3 protein-coding genes are annotated in these 2,692 nt (G+C 35.4%); 2 read left to right on the top strand and 1 reads right to left on the bottom strand.

The features are described 5' to 3' along the window. Positions 1–231: 231 nt before the first annotated feature. Positions 232–1,323: a Fic family protein gene (locus PF572_00810; protein MDA3839604.1), complete on the top strand. Its 1,092-nt coding sequence runs from the start codon at positions 232–234 to the stop codon at positions 1,321–1,323. Between the two features lie 370 nt (positions 1,324–1,693). On the opposite strand, the gene PF572_00815 is transcribed toward PF572_00810, so the two are convergent. Next, positions 1,694–1,870: a hypothetical protein gene (locus PF572_00815; GenBank protein ID MDA3839605.1), complete on the bottom strand. Its 177-nt coding sequence runs from the start codon at positions 1,868–1,870 to the stop codon at positions 1,694–1,696. A 264-nt stretch (positions 1,871–2,134) separates the two neighbouring features. Between PF572_00815 and PF572_00820 the strand changes: the two genes are divergently transcribed. Beyond that, positions 2,135–2,572 carry an NUDIX domain-containing protein gene (locus tag PF572_00820; GenBank protein ID MDA3839606.1) on the top strand — a complete coding sequence of 146 codons (438 nt, stop codon included), beginning with the start codon at positions 2,135–2,137 and terminating at the stop codon, positions 2,570–2,572. The last annotated feature ends 120 nt before the right edge of the window (positions 2,573–2,692 follow it).

A 2,692-nucleotide genomic window follows, 5' to 3' on the forward strand; every position in this document is an offset into this window, starting at 1 on the left:
AACTAGGACTTAACTCCACCCTGAGATCAAGGGGGAGACCTAAAAAAGGTACCTGACCCCTTTATACTTTGTGTTAATTTTTAGTCTCGAGTTGAGAAACTCGGTTTTCATTCTAATATTACCACTGTTTTTTAGTTTTCCACCACACTGTTTATTGTACAGCCCAAAAATATTGACTAAACATTGTTAATTGGCTATAATTGGCTATAGTTAATATATCCAATTAAATTTATGATAAAAAATACTAAAAAAACTGAAAAAAACACGGTTTCAGACAATTTTTCAAAACGGATTGAAAATATCCCAGCTAGCGTTGTCTCTAAAATCGCTAAAATTGATGAATTAAAAGGGCGATGGATATCAGGCGCTCGTCTTAGCCCGCAAGTCCTAGGAAGATTAAAGCGGTCAGTTTTGATTACTTCAACCGGCGCTTCCACTCGTATTGAAGGCTCTCGCCTATCTGACGCAGATATTGAAAAATTGATGCGGGGTATTAATATACAAAAATTTACCAATCGCGACAAGCAAGAAGTAAAAGGTTATTATGAATTACTGGAAAATGTTTTTAATTCATGGAAAAATTTAAAGTTTAACGAAAGCCTGACTAAACATTTTCATAAAGAGCTTTTGGAATACGCCGAAAAAGATCAAGAACATAGAGGAGAATACAAAAAAGGAGAAAACAAGGTTCACATGGTAGATGAAGCCGGCCAATCAATCGGCATTCTTTTTGACACCTCGCCTGCCTATCTCACTCCAGGACAAATGAGAGATTTAATTGAATGGACACAAAGAATATTGAAAGAGAATAAATATCATCCGCTATTAGTAATCGGAAATTTTTTAGTTGAATTCTTAAAAATTCATCCTTTTTCTGATGGCAACGGAAGGTTATCTCGGGTACTTACGAATTTGCTTTTATTGCACGCGGGTTATCAATATATGCCGTATATTTCTCATGAAAAATTAGTAGAAGATAACAAACCTGACTATTATGTTGCCCTTAGAAGAAGCCAAAAAACAATCGGGTCAGAAAAAGAAAATATAACTGATTGGCTTGGTTTTTTTCTGGATATGATTTTAAAGCAATCGGAAATGGCGGTAGAACTTTTATCCAAAGAAAATATAGAAAAAATCTTGTCAGAAAAGCAACTTATCATCTGGCAATACATTGAAAAGACGAAAGAAACCAGCACGGGCGATATTATTAAAAATACCAATATAGGCAGAGCAACTGTTAAACAGGCTCTGGATGTTTTACTTAAACTTAAAAAAGTTGAAAGAATCGGACTTGGCAGAAGCTCTAGATATAGAAAAATTTAAAATACAAACACAATAAGGAGTTTTGGGCAAAGGGTATTTACCCCTAACCCCTCTACCCTTTGCCCAAAACAAAAAAACAAAATTGAATTATTTTTTAGAGCGATTTGCTACCGCAAATCAAAAGGAAAACATGTACATCATATAACACGGCATATCTGGTTACGGCTCTTTCGAGAGCCTCCACCCATATCCGCCAAAGGCGGACATCAGATATACCGAAACGTTATACAAAATTTGCTGTGACCACTCGCTACCGCTCGCAGGCCCCATCAAATTTTGTATAATAATATGAGACTATGAGAAATAATTTTTTGTTATTTTTAAATAAAAAAAGGCCCGTTAGGTGGTGCCCATGCCTTTGTGTCTAGACCTACTGTCCAGGCCTAGTATCGTCAATGTAAATACCGAACCACTCAACGAATAGCTCAGTCCCTTCAAGGGCAGATCCGACGTCTGAGGTGTTCCCCGACTCAAGAGCTTTATGAAGCTCTTTGTTTTCAGGAAACGCTTTTTTTACCTTCTCCTTGAATGCATCGTGATATTTCATAATATTCCTCCTTCTAAAAAAGCAATTGTGTTGCGACGTTATGCCGAACATGTTATTTTAATATATATTAAAAAAATGTCAAGTTGCTAAAACATGACAAATAAAATAACAAAAAAATATTTCTCTGCGTCCAAATTTTTAATATAATAAGGAATATCAAAAACTTCTGATATCAACAACGTTATACAAAATAAAATCTTACAAATAAAATAATTCAATGCCCTTATGTTAGTAGAATGCTCAACCCTACACGGTAAGAAAAAAATGATCCCCAAAGAAAAGCTGTTGTTTCGGCCAGCAGGATATGCTGTAGTTATTGATAGTGACAAGGTTTTGTTGTGCAATACAAAGAGTACTGGCAAATATTGGTTTCCTGGCGGTGGAGTAGATTTGGGTGAAAAACTTGAGGACGCAATAAAACGTGAGGTGCGAGAAGAAACAGGCATTGAAATAGAAGTTGAAAAATTTCTCACATTTCAAGAAATATTTTTCTATTACGAGCCGTTAGATGAAGCTTACCAGAATTTCTCCTTTTTTTATCTTTGTAAACCGATAACAACTGAGCTACTCGCTGATGACAAGGTTGATCAGGAAGAAGAATCAGAAAAACCACGTTGGGTGGATTTAAAATCGATAAAAAAAGAAGAAATTCAAACTGGTGCCGAAGAAATTTTTCAACATCTGAAGGAATTTTATTTGTAAGAAAGAATAAAGGGGTCAGGTACCTTTTCTTATTAATTATGATATCATTCCAGTATGGTAAGAATAATACGAGCTGCCGAAGATGGGATGATATATCATGTAATAAATCGTGCCAACGGC

The sequence above is a fragment of the Patescibacteria group bacterium genome (assembly GCA_027858235.1).
In the GTDB taxonomy this organism is placed as follows: domain Bacteria; phylum Patescibacteriota; class Patescibacteriia; order Patescibacteriales; family BM507; genus BM507.

Bases quoted from the DNA above. Each gene is read 5' to 3' on its own strand.
- PF572_00810 (MDA3839604.1), top strand. From the start codon at position 232: ATGATAAAAAATACTAAAAAAACTGAAAAAAACACGGTTTCAGACAAT.
- PF572_00815 (MDA3839605.1), bottom strand. From the start codon at position 1,870: ATGAAATATCACGATGCATTCAAGGAGAAGGTAAAAAAAGCGTTTCCT.
- PF572_00820 (MDA3839606.1), top strand. From the start codon at position 2,135: ATGATCCCCAAAGAAAAGCTGTTGTTTCGGCCAGCAGGATATGCTGTA.